The sequence below is a fragment of the Streptococcus sp. 1449 genome, assembly GCF_013276805.1.
GTDB lineage: Bacteria > Bacillota > Bacilli > Lactobacillales > Streptococcaceae > Streptococcus > Streptococcus pseudopneumoniae.
Map to the genome: position 1 here is coordinate 1 of NZ_VMLS01000025.1, position 671 is coordinate 671.

The 671-nt window shown below is 35.2% G+C and carries 1 pseudogene; it reads right to left on the reverse strand.

What is annotated here, in order from left to right:
- Positions 1–552 precede the first annotated feature (552 nt).
- A pseudogene (locus tag HT687_RS06275) lies at positions 553–671 on the reverse strand (N-acetylmuramoyl-L-alanine amidase family protein); the annotation flags it as partial.

Sequence of the window (671 nt, forward strand, 5' to 3'; positions counted from 1 at the left end):
TCAAAGCGGTGTTTTGAGCTGACTTCATCAGTTTCATCTACAACCTCAAAGCGGTGTTTTGAGCTGACTTCGTCAGTTCTATCTGCAACCTCAAAACGGTGTTTTGAGCAGGCTACGGCTAGCTTCCTAATTTGCTCTTTGATTTTTTGAGTATAAGGACATGTTGGATTCTATGTGCTGTATTGTCAACAATACACTCTTCTTCCTGTATATCTACCAACATGATTTACAGAATTTTATTTTACTATAATTTTACCTATATTCCAAGACAGAAATAAAATAATCAAGAACAAAAACGCATATAACCAATAACTAGCTATATGCATTTTAACACTTAAAGCGAACTGTTAAGTTGCGACTAGTGGTATCCAGTCCTAAGTAAGTCGGAAATATACAGTTTATTTACGACTAGCAAGGCATTTACCCGGCAATAAGAGCTCATCTAAATTGACTTTTTCTTAAAGTAGAAATTTCTACGAAAACTATCTAAATAAACTTTTTATCTCTATGACGGACAAAACATGTCTCAGTTATTCATCAACATCCAAGGTTCTAGTAGTTGACCCACTCCCCATTGGAGTTAACTTTATAACCATCTACTATAGTATTAACCGCTAATCTTCCGCTTTCATTGACATAGTACCATTTGTCTCCAACTTGGAACCATTGAT